The 17,487-nt window shown below is 46.9% G+C and carries 13 protein-coding genes and 1 pseudogene; 9 read left to right on the top strand and 5 right to left on the bottom strand.

Annotation, left to right across the window (positions count from 1 at the left end):
• The first annotated feature begins 104 nt into the window (after nt 1–104).
• Together B4V02_RS23765 and pgmB are read left to right on the top strand one after the other, a co-directional pair.
• The gene (locus tag B4V02_RS23765) at nt 105–2,387 is read left to right on the top strand and encodes a glycoside hydrolase family 65 protein (protein ID WP_094156671.1); all 2,283 of its coding nucleotides are present in this window, start codon (nt 105–107) and stop codon (nt 2,385–2,387) included.
• Between the two features lie 23 nt (nt 2,388–2,410).
• Nucleotides 2,411–3,088: a beta-phosphoglucomutase gene (gene pgmB, locus B4V02_RS23770; protein ID WP_094156672.1), complete on the top strand. Its 678-nt coding sequence runs from the start codon at nt 2,411–2,413 to the stop codon at nt 3,086–3,088.
• Nucleotides 3,089–3,196: 108 nt separating this feature from the next.
• On the opposite strand, the gene B4V02_RS26220 is transcribed toward pgmB, so the two are convergent.
• Both B4V02_RS26220 and B4V02_RS23775 read right to left on the bottom strand, forming a co-directional pair.
• The gene (locus B4V02_RS26220; protein WP_167383784.1) at nt 3,197–3,367 is read right to left on the bottom strand and encodes a hypothetical protein; all 171 of its coding nucleotides are present in this window, start codon (nt 3,365–3,367) and stop codon (nt 3,197–3,199) included.
• Nucleotides 3,368–3,774: 407 nt separating this feature from the next.
• Nucleotides 3,775–4,386, bottom strand: coding sequence for an alpha/beta hydrolase (locus B4V02_RS23775; protein WP_094156673.1), 612 nt, complete (start codon nt 4,384–4,386; stop codon nt 3,775–3,777).
• A gap of 134 nt (nt 4,387–4,520) precedes the next feature.
• Between B4V02_RS23775 and B4V02_RS23780 the strand changes: the two genes are divergently transcribed.
• The 3 genes from B4V02_RS23780 to B4V02_RS23790 all read left to right on the top strand — a co-directional run bounded on the left by B4V02_RS23780 (nt 4,521) and on the right by B4V02_RS23790 (nt 9,683).
• Nucleotides 4,521–6,176 (top strand): SWIM zinc finger family protein, encoded by a 1,656-nt coding sequence (locus B4V02_RS23780; RefSeq protein WP_094156674.1) that lies wholly within the window; start codon nt 4,521–4,523, stop codon nt 6,174–6,176.
• Entirely contained in the window at nt 6,173–9,193 is a 3,021-nt protein-coding gene (locus B4V02_RS23785; protein WP_094156675.1) for a DEAD/DEAH box helicase, read from the top strand. Before B4V02_RS23780 ends, B4V02_RS23785 begins: the two co-directional genes overlap by 4 nt.
• Before the next feature lie 145 nt (nt 9,194–9,338).
• Nucleotides 9,339–9,683, top strand: a complete 345-nt coding sequence (locus B4V02_RS23790) for a hypothetical protein (protein WP_094156676.1) — start codon at nt 9,339–9,341, stop codon at nt 9,681–9,683.
• 111 nt (nt 9,684–9,794) lie between these two features.
• Here the strand turns inward: B4V02_RS23790 and B4V02_RS23795 are convergent, their stop codons facing one another.
• Nucleotides 9,795–11,888 carry a pectate lyase family protein gene (locus B4V02_RS23795; RefSeq protein ID WP_094156677.1) on the bottom strand — a complete coding sequence of 698 codons (2,094 nt, stop codon included), beginning with the start codon at nt 11,886–11,888 and terminating at the stop codon, nt 9,795–9,797.
• 1,233 nt (nt 11,889–13,121) lie between these two features.
• Here B4V02_RS23795 and B4V02_RS23805 point away from each other — a divergent pair.
• The 4 genes from B4V02_RS23805 (at nt 13,122) to B4V02_RS23820 (ending at nt 15,073) form a co-directional block, all read left to right on the top strand.
• On the top strand, nt 13,122–13,466 hold the full coding sequence (locus tag B4V02_RS23805) for a sigma factor-like helix-turn-helix DNA-binding protein (protein ID WP_244188571.1): 345 nt from the start codon (nt 13,122–13,124) through the stop codon (nt 13,464–13,466).
• Nucleotides 13,459–13,626: a YvrJ family protein gene (locus B4V02_RS23810; RefSeq protein WP_094156680.1), complete on the top strand. Its 168-nt coding sequence runs from the start codon at nt 13,459–13,461 to the stop codon at nt 13,624–13,626. The genes B4V02_RS23805 and B4V02_RS23810 overlap by 8 nt, the downstream gene beginning before the upstream one ends.
• Nucleotides 13,623–13,727, top strand: coding sequence for a helix-turn-helix domain-containing protein (locus B4V02_RS27280; protein ID WP_482811886.1), 105 nt, complete (start codon nt 13,623–13,625; stop codon nt 13,725–13,727). Before B4V02_RS23810 ends, B4V02_RS27280 begins: the two co-directional genes overlap by 4 nt.
• Nucleotides 13,728–14,629: 902 nt before the next feature.
• Nucleotides 14,630–15,073 carry a hypothetical protein gene (locus tag B4V02_RS23820; RefSeq protein ID WP_094156682.1) on the top strand — a complete coding sequence of 148 codons (444 nt, stop codon included), beginning with the start codon at nt 14,630–14,632 and terminating at the stop codon, nt 15,071–15,073.
• Between the two features lie 73 nt (nt 15,074–15,146).
• Here B4V02_RS23820 and B4V02_RS23825 read toward each other — a convergent pair.
• Both B4V02_RS23825 and B4V02_RS23830 read right to left on the bottom strand, forming a co-directional pair.
• Nucleotides 15,147–16,452 (bottom strand): annotated as a pseudogene (locus B4V02_RS23825) (IS3 family transposase).
• Nucleotides 16,453–16,622: 170 nt separating this feature from the next.
• Nucleotides 16,623–17,081: a DUF5301 domain-containing protein gene (locus B4V02_RS23830; RefSeq protein ID WP_094156683.1), complete on the bottom strand. Its 459-nt coding sequence runs from the start codon at nt 17,079–17,081 to the stop codon at nt 16,623–16,625.
• Nucleotides 17,082–17,487 lie beyond the last annotated feature (406 nt).

A 17,487-nucleotide genomic window follows, 5' to 3' on the forward strand; every position in this document is an offset into this window, starting at 1 on the left:
TTTTTTTGCGTTGACAGGGCAAACGGTTGCACTATATACTGAACTCGCTCATATATTGGTTTCATTACAGCAACGATCTCATTTTCCGAGAGGGGTACGCAATCATGGTGTATAACCGATTATTCGACGTAGATAACTGGAAGCTGACAACCCGCACACTACATACCACACACATGCGATTACAGGAAAGCATCACGTCCATAGGCAACGGATATATGGGAATGCGCGGGAATTTTGAAGAGGCCTATTCAGGCGATCATCATCAGGGGACTTATATTTCCGGTGTCTGGTTTCCCGACAAGACAAAGGTCGGATGGTGGAAAAACGGCTATCCTGAATATTTTGGCAAGGTCATCAATGCGATGAACTTTATCGGCATCAGTCTGATCGTGGATCAGCAGGAGGTGGATTTATTTACTGCGCATGTCAGTGATTTTGTGCAGGAGTTGGACATGAAGCAGGGTATCCTGCGGCGGGCCTGCACCGTGAACGGTCAGGTTCGTATCACTACAGAGCGTTTTCTAAGCATTACCACTCGCGAGCTATGCCTGATTGATTACCGGGTAACGAATATAAGCAAACAGCCTCTCAAGATTGAGCTTGTCCCCTATCTGGACGGCAATATGAAAAATGAGGACAGCAACTACGATGAGGTTTTCTGGCTGGAGGAGGCGCGTGAGGTTCAAGAGCCATTCATGAGCCTTTCCACAACGACGATCGATAATCCTTTTGGTGTTCCCCGCTTTACCGTAAACGCTACCATGGGCATTGTGACCGAGGGACAGGAGCAGCAGACGACGGAGGAAGGCTTTTTGTATGCTGCACGGCACTATCAATACAGCGTCGCTCCCGGTGACAGCATTCAGCTGCAAAAGATTGTGGCCGTCACCACCTCGCGAGATATGGAAAAGGATGCACTGATCCCACAGGCTGAGCGCATCGCCGTGGAAGCGGTAAACAAAGGCTACGCATCACTCAAGCAAGAGCATATCGCAGCCTGGGACAGACGCTGGGATAAAGCAGATGTCGAAATCGAGGGAGATGCGGAGGCTCAGCAGGGGATACGCTTCAACATTTTCCAGCTATTCTCTACGTACTACGGTGAAGATTCACGCCTGAATATCGGACCCAAAGGCTTTACGGGTGAAAAATATGGCGGTGCCACCTATTGGGACACAGAAGCGTATGCCGTACCTATGTACCTGGCGCTTGCCGACCCGGATGTGACCCGAAATCTGCTGCTGTACCGCTATCATCAACTGGATGGCGCCAAGCATAACGCGGCCCAGCAAGGACTTCGGGGAGCATTGTATCCCATGGTCACCTTTACGGGCGTGGAATGCCATAACGAATGGGAGATTACCTTCGAGGAAATTCACCGTAACGGGGCCATTGCCTATGCTATTTATAATTACACCAACTATACGGGTGACTCGTCCTATCTTCACCAATATGGCATAGATGTACTGGTCGAAATCAGCCGCTTCTGGGCTGACCGGGTCCATTTTTCCAAAAGCCGTCAGCAGTATATGATCCACGGGGTTACCGGGCCGAACGAATATGAAAATAACGTGAACAACAACTGGTACACCAATACACTGGCTGCATGGGTTCTGAAATATACGCTATCCGTCTTGCCTCAGATTTCGGCAGAGAAGCTGCAGCAGTTGGCTGTTGCAGAAGATGAGCTTGGGCATTGGCAGGATATCATCAACCGCATGTATTATCCCTATGATGAGGAGCGGGGAGTCTTCGTACAGCACGATACCTTTATGGATAAGGATTTGCAGCCTGTATCGTCCCTTGATCCCAGCAACCTGCCACTCAATCAGAAATGGTCATGGGATAAAATCCTGCGTTCCTGCTTCATCAAGCAGGCCGATGTGCTGCAAGGACTGTACTTCTTCGGCGATCAGTTCACGCTGGAGGAAAAAGCACGCAATTTTGCATTTTATGAGCCGATGACCGTTCATGAATCCAGTCTGTCTCCATCCATTCATGCCGTGCTGGCCGCCGAGCTCAAAATGGAGGGAAAAGCAGTCGAGATGTATAAACGGACGGCACGTCTGGACCTAGATAACTATAATAACGATACCGAAGACGGACTTCATATCACGTCCATGACAGGAAGCTGGCTGGCGATCGTGCAGGGCTTTGCCGGGATGAGAACGTATCGTGAAACGTTGAGCTTTTCGCCTTTCCTGCCCCAGGGCTGGAGCAAATATACGTTTAAAATCAATTATCGCGGTCGCTTGCTAAGTATTCTCGTACAGGAAAATGAAGTCGTCATTACACTGTTGGACGGAGAACCCTTGACGCTGGAGCTGTACGGACAGCCGACACACATCACCAATGGGCAACCGTTAATGGCAAGCAATGTTTCATAAACCAGGAGACAGGGGGAAACCAAATGAAGGCAGTGATTTTTGACCTGGACGGAGTCATTACAGATACCGCCGAATATCATTTCCAGGCATGGGGAAGCTTGGCGGCGGCGCTGGGTATTCCTTTTGACCGGGAATTTAATGAGCAGCTAAAAGGGATCAGCCGTACGGAATCGCTCGACAAAATACTGGCCCGCGGCAATCTGTCCGAGGCGTATACAGACGAAGACAAGCAAGAGCTGGCCACACGAAAAAACGCCGAGTACCAGCGGCTCATATCGGCTGTAACGCCCTCGGACGTACTGCCGGGCATTAAATCGCTTCTGACAGAGCTTCATGACGCCGGGATCGGCATAGCGCTGGCCTCTGCCAGCAAAAATGCAGCGTTTATCCTGGATCGGCTGGAGCTGACGCGCTATTTTGACAGTGTTGTGGATGTCACCGCCATTCGGCACGGCAAGCCGGACCCGGAAATTTTCCTGACCGGAGCTGCCAATCTGGGCGTTCAGCCTGCAGACTGTGTCGGCATAGAGGACGCGCAGGCGGGAATTCAGGCGATCAAGGGTGCCGGGATGTTTGCGGTTGGTGTAGGAACACCTTCACAAATGCAGGGTGCGGATATCGTGGTGGCCTCCACTGCTGAGCTTTCTTTGAGCATGCTGGAGGAGCATTTTTGCGAGTTTACAAAAAGAGGTTCCTTATAGAATGAATGAATTGGCTGGCTGGTGGACCTGTTCCACCAGTTTTTTTAATTCGTTTATCATACGTAAATAAAGCCTTATTGGCTTTGCAATTTCAGCTATTCTAGAACTCTAACAGGTACCTGGTCGTACTTCCATAGCATAGCGTTCTTTTGCTATAACCTTGGCACGAGAGGTATGAAAAAAACAATACTCACGCTGACCATCCTTGGAATAGGCTCCAGTTGCCTCAAATACGACCCATTCGTTGGGAAAACGTTCTTTAACTTCTTCCCATCGCATTTTATACACCTCCCATATTATTAGAAGAACATAATGTATATAACTCGATATTTTATAATGTCATTCGACTTTCATCGTAGCGAACTCTTCCGGGAATCTAAAGGATAGCGCATTCCTTGCCAAAGCGATTACCTCCTATTCTTGATAGCTTGTGATAGAGCAGCCAGTGATATAACCAGACCGACCACAGCGATGATAAGGGTAACAGTTTGCATACTGATGCCTCCTTTATAGTTACTCAAATTTGTAAAATATAATTTACAACGGAGAATGAAGAGGGTAAGATAAGCATAAGATGATAGGGTGCAGGAAGGGGATTGCTCCCCAACCTTGCTGTTGACTCAAGCCTTCTTACGCTGCAACGTAAGGGGCTTTTTACTTTACTTTACTATACGTATATACTGCCATCAATACGAGATTCCCGCATCCTCACGCAGCCATTGGAGCACATCCCGCTGGTTATCAGGGGAAACACCGTGGTCGGTCGGGTATGTTTTGAATGTACATTGAGGTGTCCGGGTCTGGAAATACGCTGCCGTCTCATGTCCGATGCTCACCGGAAATACGGAATCATATTCGCCGTGAGAAATAAATACGGATACATCCTCTGTGCTTTTCAGCGCATATTCTGTCTTCACAAAATCAGGCACATAGCCGTTCAGTGCCACAATTCCCTTCAACTTATTGCCCAGCGTGAGCGCAAGTGACATGGACAAAATCGCTCCCTGACTGAAACCAAGGAAATACCGTTTGTCAGGATCAACCGGATATTGGCCGGTAGCGTATTGTACGAACGCCTGAAGCCGTTCAATAGCCCGGTCAAACTGCTCGCGCAGCGGATGACCCAGGCTTTTCAGCTCATAATTCAGCTCATAATATTGAAATCCTCCGCCCATAGGGATATCTCCACGAATGCCGATAATAATAAACTCCTTCGACAGCGGCTTCACGACTCCGTACATATCCTGCTCATTGGCCCCCTTACCGTACGCTTGAGAAGAAGGCATGTCAACCCGCATGAAAACTTTTCATCTGCTCCCTTCGCCTCAATTTCCGTGCGTGAACTGATATAATAGAAGAGTTAAGCTACCATCTAAGCTAGAATCTAAGTTAAAATCGAAACGACTATTTCTCTCTTAGGAGACTAATGCATATGAAACCAACCTATCTTATGGATGATATACAGTGGCAGCAGCTTATCCAAAACGTCGCTGACCATTTTAATGATGTAACGATCAAACGAGGCTTTCAATATTTTAAGCAAGGAAGGGTAAAGGAATTCGCCATGCCTGATGGCGAGCAAATTGCGGCTGTGGTGGATGGAAGCGAGCTCTACGAGGTAGATCTTCACTTGAACGCTTTTGCTGCCAGCAGATGTACGTGTCCGGTTCATACCAATTGCAAGCATATGATCGCTGTACTGCTGAATTACGCGAATGAGCAGGAACGCTCTGTACATGCATTGGTGAACGCTCGTTCAGCAGGCTTTACTCGGCTGGCTGCAAAAGCTGACATACGCCCCCCGTCTCCTTCCCGGTCAAGCTTGTCACTAGATCGCAAGGAAGCAACCAGAAACGCACTTACTAAAACAGCCAGCCGGATACCGGACATGCCCATTTCAGAATGGCATGATCTGTTCGATCAGTGCATCGGCCTCAACCCTGTGAATACTCAAAATTCCCAATTTGTCCAAAGCGCCCTAGCCTCGATCTATGCTGTGAAGCCGCCGCTTTTACCCGGCATGCAACAGTTATATGGACTGCACGCCCATCTGCGTGTGCTGGAAAAGCTGGTGCCTCAGTCCTCGATGCCGGGCTACCCCACTCATTCCTACATGGGATATTACACGCAAATTGCCGCAGATGAGCTTAAAGAAGCGATCGAGCGTGATTTCGAGAGCCCGCTTGCACTATCGGGCGAGCCGAAGCAAGAAGCCCGTATGGCAGAGACCTTGGCCTATTTGCGCCGCAAAATGCTGACAGAATCGCGTAATGGCACTTATTTTTCAGACGCGTATTATTGGTTTTGGCTCCGCTGGATGCGGCCCGAACGGCCAACTCCCGGCATATATGCAGAGGAATTACAGCATTTACAGGCGGCTGAGGAGGAGCTGGGTGCGACTTTGGCACGACTTCCCTGGATGCTGGCCCAAAGCTGGATGCATATTTATCAATCACAGGATGTTGCGGCTTGGACGCTGCTCCAAGAGGCAGAACAGGCTTTTCCATTGAAAATCTCTTCGAATCAGCTGCTTTTATTTTTACACGCATTGCGTGAAGCCGAAGACTGGACGCGTCTCAAGGATGGACTACGGCATATCGGTCCGTTACTTCACAGTCATCGGGACGATCATTTGCAAGATTATATGCATGATTGGAATCTGGTATTGCAACACCTTCCAGAAGCAGAAGCGGACATGTGGGATACGCTGGTCAGCATGCTTCCTTTTGCCGGGGGAATGTATGAAGAAACACTGCTTGCCCATGAAAAATGGCGACAATGGATCGACTATCAGCTAAGTATACGCAGCGAGCCATTGAGTTTTCGCGTAAGCGTTGTGCAGCCCATTGAGAAGAACGCACCGGAGCTGCTGCTCCCCTTCTATCATCAAGCGGTAGAACGATATGTGCTGGAAAAAAACAGAGCCGGCTATAAAGCAGCGGTCAAGCTATTGAAACGGCTGTTCAAGCTATACAAGAAAATGAAGCAAGAGCCGCGCTGGGAGCTGTTTTTCACCAACTTCACCAGCCGCCACAGCCGCCTTCGGGCGCTACAGGAGGAACTGCGGAAAGGGAAATTGTTATCATGAGCCAATATACCGAAACGATCACGGTACACATCCGATTGACCACTTATGGAGACGCGTTGATCTATGGGGACTCCTCCATGAACTATAGCATTTCCGGCCAAATGTTAAAGCAGCGCTTGTTTGCTTGGCATGAAGCTTCGTTTTATGGAACCGAGCTGGAGGTGCAACACGTTCAGGGCACTGATATTATCGTCCTTCCCTCGGAGCAAGTGATTCCTTTTCTGGCAGAAGGCGAGCTGCTGGAGCATATCGAATGGATCTGGGACGAGGCCCATGCCCCTTGGCTGCGCTCCATTCCTCTACTAGCCCATTGCATTGAGGCGAAAGCCTACGTGCCCAGCTTCACAGCATTTCAGGCAGGGAAGCTGCAATGGATTTGGGATTCGGAATCGCTGGAATCACTGGGAGCACAGGGTGCACCAGAGGCTTCTGAGTCCGAATTAATGCCGGAGAGCGCCCATCTAACAGAGCTTGCCCGGCTTCTGGATAGCTTGGAAAAGGACGATCGCGAAGGAGTCGCAGCGGCGTTCTCGGCCGCTGTATCCCAGCGCTGGTATGGCACCGAAGCGGAAGCCGCCGATTTGCGAAGAGAGTATCCGATCCTCTTCGCCCCCAGGCGCTCGGTGCCCGAAGGTCTGGATGCACAGGCATGGCTTGTTGCCATCGGCTGGAAAGCGGATACGGCGCCATTTCGCCCACTGCTGCAGCTGCTGGAGCCAGTGCCGGAGGACGACAAGTCGTCCTGGCAGCTCAAGCTTGTGCTGCAGGACAAGCAGGACACGACACGGCTGGTGCCTGTACAGCTTGCTGATGACGGATACGCGTCCGGCCTATGGCCCGATGCGTGGACGGCGCAAGTGCGGGAGCGCTCAGCCGGATGGCTGGAGCGCTTGAGCGCCATTTTGCCAGCCGGGCTGCGCACCGGAAGCCGCGATGACGTGCTGGATCGCCCGCTCACCGATGAAGCGGCATGGCAATTCCTGACGACCGACAGCCAGCATCTGCTGGAGGGCGGCTGGCAGGTGCTGCTGCCGGCTTGGTGGGAGGCAGCCACCCGCAAGAAGCCGAAGCTGCGGGCCAAGGTCCGCGCGGGCGAAGGCGCGGGACCGGGCGCGAAGGGCAGCTCGCTGTTCGGACTGGACTCGATTGTCCAGTTCGACTGGCGCGTGGCCATTGGCGATGCCGATCTAAGCGAGTCCGAGTTCGCCGAACTGGTGGCCCGCAACGAGCGCCTGGTGCGCTTCCGCGGGCAATGGATCGCGCTCGATCCCGCGCTGCTCGCGCAGATTCGCCGGGCCATGGCCGGGATCGACAGCACGCAGGGATTGTCCTTTCAGGACATCCTGCAGCTGCACCTGCTCGGCAATGCCGATGAGCCTGAAGACGACGCCTCGGGCGGGCAGCCGGAGGATGCGGCACGCTTCCGACTGGAGGTCGAGCTGAACGCGCATCTGCTGAAGCTGATCAGCCAGCTTGGACGGCAGTCGGAGTGGCCTGCACTGGACGCGCCGGACGGGCTGCAAGCCGAGCTGCGGACCTATCAGCGGGATGGCTACGCGTGGCTTGCCTTTTTGCGCCGCTTTGGACTGGGCGCCTGCCTGGCAGATGACATGGGGCTTGGCAAGACGGTGCAGTTTATCGCCTATTTGCTGCATCTGCAGGAGATGGCCGCGGAGACGGGCGTCCGCTCCAGCTCCCTGCTGATTTGCCCGACTTCGGTGCTGGGCAACTGGCAAAAGGAGCTTGGCCGTTTCGCCCCTTCATTAAAGGTCCTGCTGCACTATGGAAGCAAGCGGGAGCAGGGGGACTTGTTCCGCGAAGAGGCCCGGCAAGCCGATGTCATACTAACTTCCTTTGCGACAGCAACCCTTGATCAAGAGCTGCTCCAAGGCATGACCTGGGATTCGATTTGTCTGGATGAAGCACAGAACATTAAAAATGCGCAAACCAAGCAATCCACCGCCGTTCGCAGCTTCCCTGCACGTCATCGTATAGCACTGACCGGGACACCTATTGAGAATCGGCTGTCCGAGCTATGGTCTATTTATGATTTTATCAATCCCGGCTATTTGGGCAGCTCACGCGCTTTCAGCAATCGGTTCATGAATGCGATTGAGAAAGAACATAACGAGCAGCGCACGATGGATTTGCAAAAGCTGGTTCAGCCCTTCATGCTGCGGCGCAAGAAAAAAGACCCGGCTATACAGCTTGATTTGCCTGATAAAAATGAGATGAAAACCTATATTCACCTCACCTCCGAGCAGGGAGCGCTCTATGACCAGATTGTCAAAGAGCTGATGGAACGGATGCAGAAGCTGGAGGGCATTGAGCGAAAAGGAGCCATTCTGTCCGCTCTTACCCAGCTAAAGCAGCTTTGTGATCACCCAGTCCTTTTGACCAGGGAAGCGGCTCTGAATGTCGATGCTTCCGGGTATAGTCCATCCGGGCTCGAAGCGCTTATCAGCCGTTCATCCAAGCTTGAGCGTATTCTGTCCATGGTTAAGGAACTGCGGGCGGAAGGCGAGCGCTGCCTTATTTTCACGCAATATATTGGTATGGGACGGATGCTTCAACAGGTACTCGCTCAAGAACTGCAAGAGCCTGTGCTCTATCTGAACGGCAGCACGTCCAAAACTGCACGCGATCGGATGATTGATCAATTCCAGTCTCACACGCTGCCGCCTGAAGAACAGCCGTCTGTATTTATTTTGTCACTCAAGGCTGGCGGTGTGGGACTGAATCTGACAGCGGCCAACCATGTCTTCCACTTCGACCGCTGGTGGAATCCGGCTGTCGAAAATCAGGCCACAGACCGCGCCTATCGGATGGGACAAACGAAGGACGTACAGGTGCACAAATTCATCTCGCTGGGCACACTGGAGGAACGCATTGACGAAATGCTGGAGAGCAAGCAGCAGCTTAGCGACCAAATCATTTCCAGTACCGAGGGCTGGATTACCGAGCTGTCGACAGATGCATTGAGAGAACTCTTCACGCTGCGGCGCGATTGGGCCTGATGAGGTCATAAATCGAACTATAATGTACATGTAGTGCTATTTTGAGTTCGATATAAACCTATTTTTTAAAAGTAGTTTATGGCACAGTCTAAAACTCCTTTGTGTGCATCTAATATCTCATCACAACAAAAGGAGTTGATTTGAAGTGGCCATTCGTCCTCCACAAACGCTGAAATCTACGGGCAGAAAGGTTCCTGCTTCGAGATATCGCAATGTGAGTCCTACACAAACCTTCCGTCGATTTACGGTCATCTGGGCTAACACTGACGGTGTACCTTTTAACACAACCGGATTTTTCGCTACACTCCGGCGTCTAAATGGAAGCTTTGTGCAAGCTGCAGGCTTCGACAGTTTTGGTACTGCCCGATTCAGCAGAGTCCGCACACCTACGAACCAGACTTTTATTCTGCGCACCTTTAGAGACGATGGAACGTTATTCCGGGTTAGAACGGTACCTCCTGGCGTATCCTCGTTTGTTGTTATCGGTTAAAAACATGCCGATTGCAGCCTAAATGCGCTTAACGAAAAAGCAGCTAGGAACAGAGCATATCTGTCCTAGCTGCTTCTTCGTGAATCAGGATTTTGCAAAATCCTTAAATGCTTATTCTGAATCTTCCACCGCTTGTACATTTTTCGAAACGGCTGCATTGTATGCTGTTTTGAGCCAGTTTTCTTTGGACCAATTCAGCTTGCCTGCACCTGCTCCATCTTTGCCCTGCAATTGAGCAACCAGGTTTTCAGGATTTTCGGCTGTATAGCTATATGGCAATTTTGTGAACCCATTCCAGGAGAAATCAATGGCCTTTGCAGGATACGGAGCTAACGGGCTGTTTGCTTCTTCGCTGCCTCCTCTGAATACGGTGCCTTTATCCGAGAAGATGACGTCCTCTGCTTTGATTTTACCTGTATAGTCGGCTTTTTTAGCATCTTTCTGATTATTGCGAACTGGAGAAAATACATCAATTAAATACGATTTTTCAAGCAGTACCGCGCCATTTTCAGTTGAAATCGCACCGTTGCCTACGACGTCAAAATGGTATCCTTTGGCAGAAATTGCTTTGGCCATGTCGGACGTAATTCTTTTTTTGGCTCTGGCCAATCCGGCATCATCTATAACGATGTTATAGGCATGAGCATTACCGCCACGCAAACGTGGCATGCGGTCCTGAATATCCAGATAGTAATTATGATGCAGCGTCACTTCCAGATCCGGATTGTCGGCTGCCATTTCCGTAGCACCCACCAGATGCGCCTTCTTTTGTCCTGCTGCAATATCAATGATATCTTCTTTACTCAATCCTACGGCACTGCTTCTCAGATAAGCGTACATCGGGTAGGAGGATTTGTCTGCTTCCATGGCGTTGACTTGTTGGGTTACCCAGCTGTTGGGGCTGCGGTCATCTCCTTTGAACAGAGACCAGGAAATAGTAACTCCGTTACTGCCTTTTTTCACATCTACCAAACCGTCATAGGCTTTGTTGAATGTGCAATGGTCAATCCATACTTTGGAGCTTGCACCTTCGACAGTAATATAATCCCAATCATTTTTGTCATAATTGCCTTTGGTTGCTTCATCCCACTCCCAAAGCTCGTCAAATTCGAGGTTACGGAAAATCAAATTAGAGCAGTTTTTAATGACGAAGCCGGCATGTTTGATTTTAGCGCCCTTGGCCGAGAAAATAGTGACTCCATTCAAGTTTTGAATATAGATTTTGCTCACGCCTGTTTTCTTCAGCACAGGATGTGTCTGTACAGCATTGTGAGGACTAAAAGGGTTTGCCTTGGCAGCACTTGGCATCTCATTCCAACCGAGATCGAGATCGTTCATAATCTCAATAACCTTGACTTTGCTGCCTTTTTTCAGTGCTTCGTGGAGATCCACAGCGTTGTAAACCTTTTTGTAATTGGCATCGGTTTCCGCAATGTTACCGCCGCCTGTATTACCATACGAGAAGCCGGTCAAATTATAGCTGTTTTTGAAGGTTGCGTTGTCATTCGTACCAGGAGTTGGCTGATCTTTGCCTGGCTCCGGTTTCGCAGACGGTGTAGTTGTACCCCCTCCAGAGGCAGTACCCGATACAATCACATTATCGAATTGGGCGGATGCCTTGGAGGTTACCAAGCCAACAGCTCCCGCAGTCAGGCTGGAGTCTTTTGCAGTCAACTCCAGTTTATCATTGACGTACATCTTAATTTCCGAACCAGACAGCTCCAGCTTTACTTTGTACCACGTATTTGTTTCCAGCTTGTACTTTTTGTTGGTAGCCAGTGTCTTCATAGAACCGTTTACCTTTTTACGGATTTCCAGAGCCCCGCCCTTCTTGTTGTACAGCGAAGCCGCATAGAAGTTTTTGGCATCTGTGTATCTGCCTGCAACATACACCCGGTTGGAGCCGTTAAAATCGTCTACATACACATCTGCTTGCACACTATAGTTCGTCCAGGAAGCATCGCCTTTAACAGAACGGCCTTCACTTCGACCAGATTGCTGGTATGTGAAGCCATCCCCTCCCTTGACAACAGACCAGTTCCCCGAATCTACTTTCCAGCCTTGAGCTTCACCTTGTTCAAAGTTATCACTCACCTGTAAACTTCCATCTGCATACGCATGACCTAATAACGGTAACGATAAAGACAGCGCCAACGAGCTGCTCAGCATTACATTTGCACATTTTTTCATCAAATCTGACTTCATGTAACATCCTCCTTATAAAATAATTATGGGTACCAAACTTATTGAAAAACTTTCCGTAGCTACATCAATGCATTGTTAGATCACTACCTCCAATAATTATAGACTTATAAAAAAATATTAAAATATGCCTAATTACTTATCTTTTGTCTTAAATTCTCTATTAATTTTGCATCCTTCTTCGTGAACACACCAAGTGCATTTTCATAAAATCACAAAAATCGCTGTTTTTTTTATTTTTGCAATGAGACATAAGGCCGTCATATTGAGAGTGGCCTTTATCATCGTAGTAGCTCTGATCTTTGCTGGTGTCCGCTATTTTTTCTATGGCCCTTTATTCCTGAGACACCCATTAAAATAGGCCAACCAAACTTTTCTGGTTGACCTAATAATACGAGAACCACCACATGCCGGGCCTTTTTTTATGGTGTGATTGTTCGAAAAACAAGTGAATTGGGATCTCCGAACAGCTCACAATCATCAAGGTGTTTGCTTCAAATCCGAATTAATCCTATAATAATTTTTTTAGCTGAGATATACGACCCTGTGACACGCCAAGCCATTTGACGTATTCACCCTGCTTGGCTTTTGGATGTTCACGCATGAGTTTCCGTAGACTTTCAACCATTTGTTGTGACGAAGGCCGAATTCCTTTATTTTCTTTATGCGTAGGTTCCTTAGCAGCAGGAACAGGAACGGGACTAACACCTACATTCCCCTTCAGATCGAGTATACATTGCTTGCATAAAAGTGAACTTTTGAAATAGGTTAAATTATCAGCTAAATTGCACAATTTACAGGAAACCCCGCTGTACTTTCCCATACCCACCTTTCTGGAACTACAGGTGTACAAGCATTTAAAGTTAGACGAAGTTTGGTGAGGTTCACTGAAGCAATTAGCCTTCCTGGATATCAATTCAAATGAGTAGGAAATGTTTGAAATATTGGGTGTTAACTGTTGAAAAATTGGAAGGTAAGATGTTCTCTTGAGAACATCTTACCTATTCGTCTAGAATACATATATTTTGTTTAATATGGTTGAGGTTATAATAAATGGTATAACTAATCAAGAACAAACATTCTGTTAGGTTGTATTTTTTCCACTCACATCTCTTTATATTATAAGGGGGGATGCTACTTGCTCCGTAATGATTCTCTGGAAGATTCAGAAGATAGCCAGGTAGATATGGAAAAAGATTTGTCGGATATATTTCAAGTTTACTACATCATAATTCAATCAATTTCGATAAGAAGAGTCGGAAACATAGTGAACGGTTTTCGCTAATCCTGGATGAATTAGATTACATGACTCATCCCACTGAAAACAGCATTGAATATTCAGATCATTCCTTTGAAAAACTGGAAAATCAGATTAGCGATCCGTCTTTGTATGCCGCGTTTATCAACCTGACGAAGCGAGAACGCGAAGTGCTGAATCTCTCCATTGTGCGGAATATGAAGGATAGAGTAATTGCCAATCAATTAGGCGTATCTCAGCAGAGCATCTCCAAAACGAAGAAGGGTGCCTTAAAAAAATTTCGTGAAGCCATAAGTAGAAGGGAAGGGGAATCAGATGGATGATGTACCATCTTGGGTGCAAATTATTGCAAATGTTGGATTTCCAATAGGAGTAACCTTTTATTTGCTTATTCGATTTGAGAAAAAAATAGACGTACTGAGTGAGACGATGGGGAATTTGATTGAGGCCATTAAAAACAGCTCAACAGGAGGGCGAAAATGAGCCAAGTTCATTTATATGAGTTGATCGCACAAGCTAAAGAAAATGACAAGCAGGCCATGATGGAAATTATTTATGGATTTGAACTCAAAATAAAAAAATGATTACACCAAACCAGCTTTCAGAACCGGGATGACCTGAACCGTCAAGTTTATTGAGGTGGTTCATACTTTCGATTTAGAAAGTGAGAAAGGAGAGGTAAGCCCCTGATGGCATATGTCCTTGTTGCTAGTGCCTTGCTAGCCATTTCCGTTCTCTCAGGAATGTTGGTGAATTTTAAGAAGTCAGTGTGGTTGCTGCTGGAGTTATTGGCAGACTTGAAAGTTTTGGAGCTATTTCAGGAATAGCCATTTCACTATCTGCCGGTATTTTCTTATACATGGCGTTGACCGCTCTATCCAAGGTGGTTGAATGCTCCAAGTTAAAGTATGCAAATGTCTATCCTTTTGTTGGCTGTACTATCTATTTTGGTCTTCATATCTTCTTCCAATAAGTTGACGCCTGAATCAAAGGGGAGTTTCCGGATTGGGAGGATTAGAGCAAGCGGCAGAAAAGGATTTGAAGTGTTGTAGCTGCGTAGAAGGGAAAAAGCCAGGGATGAGGACCAAGAAGGCATCAGGACTCATGCTACTGGCGCCGATAACTAGAGCGCCTTGGCCGGGCGAGAGCGTCCCGGCCAAGGCGCTCTACGTTCCTGTCGTTCGTTTCACGTAGCCCACGGAGTGTAAGAGCTGTGGGCCAAATCAAAGAAGGCATACACACATCATGAACCGTTACGCTCCATCTCGTGCTTATCGATTAAAACTGTTTGAAAGTAGGCCAGGGAAGACGGGCATTCTGTTTAGAATAGAAGTACGCTTCGGCTACAGGAATTCTTTAAATAAAAAAAGTACGAATGCGTTGTAAAAATACTTCTTTTTTTTCCCTATATTACGAGAAGCAAATAAAGCGCGCAGCTCTCAAGTCTAATTAGACAAAAAAATTTAATTAAAAGGAGATAATTATTATGGCATTTACAAGAGAATACGCTGCTACCCTCACTTTGAATTTGGATCAGGTTAGAAAAACGCAAAGAGCACAACGAAATATTTATGATAAGGGTCTTGTAGAGCAAAATACTAATGCTTTGGCCGATGCGTTAAGTGCTTCGCTCTCTATATTGGGGGCTGTGTTTTTTAAATACACTGCACCTAGTTTGGCAGCAGGCATTGCCTCTATTCTGGCGAGTTTGGTTCCTAACGAAAAGGAAGTTCTCAAAGATTTGGTTTATACGGGTTACTGGCAAATGGGATATCTTGAAGACTTTTTGGTGGATAATCAAGGAAGATATGATATGATTGAAGTTAAATTCCCATTTATTGAATACCAAACACAGGGAATCAGATTCATTACTGGTAAAGGTGTAGTGACTCGAGTTCATTCTACCAGCGGTGGATGGATGGTTCTTTAATAGTCATCATAGAACCGCTTGTCTTAAACTGAACTGTGACCCCAATTGAGGACACTTTGAACAAAGCCTCCGCTTAGGCAGCCAAAAGATGACTTCTGAATTCGTCAGAAGTCATCTTTTTTAATGCCCATTGGTAGCGGCCTGAGTTGTAGTAAGCAATGTAGTCATCGATGTATGCCCGTAATTCTTGAATGGTTGCGCACGATTTGTATTCCAGATCATCCTTCATATGACCGAAGAATGTTTCCATAGAGGCATTGTCCCAACAATTTCCCTTCCGAGACATGGACTGCCTGAAGCCTGCTTTACGGACCAGGAGGTGGATTTTGGGATGAGTATAGTGCATACCTTGGTCAGAGTGTAAGATAGCTTCAGGATGAACATTGCCATCAAGCCGTTCAATTAACAACTGCAGCGTCCGCTCCACCAAGACGAGCTCCAGAGAAGGTGACAGATAGTGAGCAAGTATCTGCTTTGTTGCCCCATCCTTCACACAAGACAAGTAGGCACACTGCCCGTGACCATAGTGTAAATAGGTGATATCTGTGAGCAATACTTTTTCTGGTTCCTCTTGGTCAAACTGACGTTCTAGCAGATTGGGACATGTCTGGTGTTCCTGAGTCGCCTTGGCCATTTTACGGTATGGGTTAGCTTGTCGAATCGTGGCCACAAGTTTGTACGTTCGCATGATCCGTCGGATCTTTTTGTGGTTCATAACAACACCGTTTTCCCGTTCAAGCCTCATTTTAATCACCTACGCTCCCATGTAGGGCATCAAGATGCTTCTTGATGAGCGCTAAGTCATGTTCATCTGCGCGAGCTTGCAACTGGCGTCTCTCCTCGGCATGAAGCCAGCGGTAATATCCGCTCGCACTGATGTGAGACAGTTTGCACAGGTAGTGTGTCATGCGCTTTAGGTCATATTGTCGGATTGTAAGGTTGATAATCTGATAGCGCTCGGAGGGTGTCAACGTTTCCTCTGCATCTTCTGCTCTTCGAGCGCTTCGAGCTTTTTTAGGAAGTCATTCTCCGCTTCGAGCAACTTGATGCGCGCTTCGGCACGCTTCAGTTTTTCTTCTGTGGACAAGTTGCTTGCTTGCGGTCTGCCCTCCTTTCCCGCGTTGCTCCTCCAAAAGAGATGCCTCCCCATGAGCAGCATAGATATTTCGCCAACGATGAAAGTTTTTCTTTGGCTTTTTGCGTCCAATGGTATCTATGTCAAAGCCTGCCCTAAGAAAAATATCCATCGGCATCTTTCCAGCTTCATAAGCCTTTACCGCTTCCAGCTTGAACTCCGGGGTGTAAGTAATGGATTTGTCCGTCACTTTTTTCACATTTGGATTAGCCTCGAGCTGTCTTATCTCTTGTTCGCTGAAGATCTTTGAAGCACCTCACTTATTGTTCATGAATGTTACCTCACAATCCTCTTTATTGTTCGATTAAAACACAAATAACCCGTAAGTGGGTCACTTTCTTCAAAGTGTCCATCTTACGGGTCACAGTTCAAACCAAGGCAAGCGGTAATTTTTTATTTTTCTACAACCAAAATTTATTTGAACAAATTTTGTATCAATTTCCCATTATACCCGCTAATTATTTCGTATGAAACAATGCTATTTTTAGGATTGGCTGAATTGTATTTATAAATTACTATATTTTTCTCTCCTAAAATAGTTAATCCAAGTTTTCTTTCTTGTTTTGATCTTATAGTGATCCAGTACGAGTCGGGCGAGGGGGTACTTGAATTGGATTTTTTTAACTGTACCCGCGAAAATTCATTTATTATTTGATGAATTTCTTTAGGATCTGACACAGTTATCTTTCTTTCATTTGTAGAATTATCATCTGATTTAATGATTTCAATTGTATCAATCTCTTCCAGATTCACTTGCCCCAAAGCTGCATCTTTAAAGGTTATAGTCGATTTAGACGCAAAAATGGCTCCTGCAACAACTATTACTACGAAAATTATTATGAAACTTAGAACGTATTTTTTTTGTATTTTCATAAAGTCCTCCTTATAAAATCATATGTATATAATATACCATTATTATCAAAAAATATTACCATGATTTTATAATAATATGCTAGACTTTTCAATTATTGATGATAGTTCCATCTGTAAATCGAACTGACTGCGAGTGCCTTTGTAGGCAATTATCATCGATCCAAAAGTGAAGCTAAGCAAGCCGGTTACTGTAAGGCAATTTGGATCTCGCATCAAGGCGAGCGCTCTTAGGTCTAAAACTTATTTTTATCAGAGCTTTTCATGGGACTTCAGCCGGATTTAAACAATCAAAAAACAATAGGAAACTATATTTTTTTGCTATATAGGAACATTTGTTTTTTTAATGGTTGTTAAATGGAATTTGATAACTCCCTCCCTTATATACACGTATAAGAATATAAGGGAG

The sequence above is a fragment of the Paenibacillus kribbensis genome (assembly GCF_002240415.1).
GTDB lineage: Bacteria > Bacillota > Bacilli > Paenibacillales > Paenibacillaceae > Paenibacillus > Paenibacillus kribbensis.

Bases quoted from the DNA above. Each gene is read 5' to 3' on its own strand.
- B4V02_RS23765 (WP_094156671.1), top strand. From the start codon at position 105: ATGGTGTATAACCGATTATTCGACGTAGATAACTGGAAGCTGACAACC.
- pgmB (WP_094156672.1), top strand. From the start codon at position 2,411: ATGAAGGCAGTGATTTTTGACCTGGACGGAGTCATTACAGATACCGCC.
- B4V02_RS26220 (WP_167383784.1), bottom strand. From the start codon at position 3,367: ATGCGATGGGAAGAAGTTAAAGAACGTTTTCCCAACGAATGGGTCGTA.
- B4V02_RS23775 (WP_094156673.1), bottom strand. From the start codon at position 4,386: ATGCGGGTTGACATGCCTTCTTCTCAAGCGTACGGTAAGGGGGCCAAT.
- B4V02_RS23780 (WP_094156674.1), top strand. From the start codon at position 4,521: ATGAAACCAACCTATCTTATGGATGATATACAGTGGCAGCAGCTTATC.
- B4V02_RS23785 (WP_094156675.1), top strand. From the start codon at position 6,173: ATGAGCCAATATACCGAAACGATCACGGTACACATCCGATTGACCACT.
- B4V02_RS23795 (WP_094156677.1), bottom strand. From the start codon at position 11,888: ATGAAGTCAGATTTGATGAAAAAATGTGCAAATGTAATGCTGAGCAGC.
- B4V02_RS23810 (WP_094156680.1), top strand. From the start codon at position 13,459: ATGGATGATGTACCATCTTGGGTGCAAATTATTGCAAATGTTGGATTT.
- B4V02_RS27280 (WP_482811886.1), top strand. From the start codon at position 13,623: ATGAGCCAAGTTCATTTATATGAGTTGATCGCACAAGCTAAAGAAAAT.
- B4V02_RS23820 (WP_094156682.1), top strand. From the start codon at position 14,630: ATGGCATTTACAAGAGAATACGCTGCTACCCTCACTTTGAATTTGGAT.
- B4V02_RS23830 (WP_094156683.1), bottom strand. From the start codon at position 17,081: ATGAAAATACAAAAAAAATACGTTCTAAGTTTCATAATAATTTTCGTA.